The sequence below is a fragment of the Streptomyces tricolor genome, from assembly GCF_002155905.1.
GTDB classification, from domain to species: domain Bacteria; phylum Actinomycetota; class Actinomycetes; order Streptomycetales; family Streptomycetaceae; genus Streptomyces; species Streptomyces tricolor.
Genome location: NZ_MUMF01000913.1, coordinates 1 through 1152, shown reverse-complemented (window position 1 = coordinate 1152; position 1152 = coordinate 1). Strand labels below are relative to the sequence as shown.

Annotated in this window: 1 protein-coding gene; it reads left to right on the top strand. The window is 77.6% G+C overall.

The features are described 5' to 3' along the window. A partial coding sequence (locus tag CCN44_RS41420) for a winged helix-turn-helix domain-containing protein (RefSeq protein ID WP_208639945.1) occupies positions 1-1152 on the top strand: 1152 nt, incomplete at both ends.

Genomic DNA, 1152 nt, shown 5'->3' with positions numbered 1-1152 from the left:
AGATGTGTATAAGCGACCGGCCACGCTCACGTTCACCCCGTACGAGCCGCAGGCGCCGCACGACGAGCACGAGGAGGGCTTCGCCGAGGCGGTCTGCGGCGCGCTCCCCCTGCCCGTGCTGGAGCCGGAGCCGAGGTGGCTGGCGAACTGGGCCGCGCTGCTCACCACGCAGGGGGGAGCGGAGATCCCCGGTGCGGTCGCCGGGCTGGGGCGCCCGCTGCCGGCGGACGCCGAGGACCGTACGGACGTCGGCCTGCTGTCCGCCGAGGAACTGGTCCTGCGGTTCCGGGCGACCGCCTCCCCGGAGGCGGTCCGGCTGGCCGGCCATCTCGCGGTGGGCCGCCCCGACCTGCCGGTGATGCGGCTGGTCCAGGCGGCGGTCGCACCGGATCCGCGCCCGCAGCACCTGGCCGAGGTCATCCTCAGCGGCATGCTCACCGCCGTCCCGGGCGCCCCGCCCGGCTCCTACGCCTTCCGGGAGGGGGTGCGCGAGCTGCTCCTGCTCGGCCTGCCCCGCACCGAGCGCCACCGCACCACGGAACTCCTGGACCGCATGGGCGAGTTCATCGACCGCCGGGCGGGCCGCGCACCGGGCGAGTTCCGGGCCACGGTCCCCTCCGCACGGGGCACGGCACCGGCCGCGGAGGGCGCCCCGTTCGCCACCCTCAGCACGGACAGCGTGCGACGGCTGGCGGCGGCCGGCACACGCGAGGCCCCCCTCGCCTTCTCCCTCCTCGGCCCGTTCCACGCGACGCGCGACGGCCGTCCCCTCGCCGTCGAGATCCCCGACGAGAGGGCCGTCCTGTGCATGCTGCTGCTGCGCGAGGGCCGGCCCGCCACGCGGGACGAACTGTCCGCCGGCGTGTGGGACGGCCCCGTCCCCCTGGTGCCCGGCGGTCTGCTGAACGCCCACGTCGCCCGCCTCCGCGACCGGCTGGGCCCGGACGTCCTGACCGCGGACGAGACCGGCTACGCCCTCCGCGCCGGTGACGACACCGATGTCTTCCGCTTCCGCCGGCTGGCCGCCGAGGCCGAGCGGGCCCGGGCCGCCGGGGACCTGACGCGCGCCCGCGACCGGGCGGCCGGACCGGGCACATCCGCCAGAGGTTCGCCGCGCCACAACGCCAGTGCGCCGGCCGCCCGGTCGCGGGC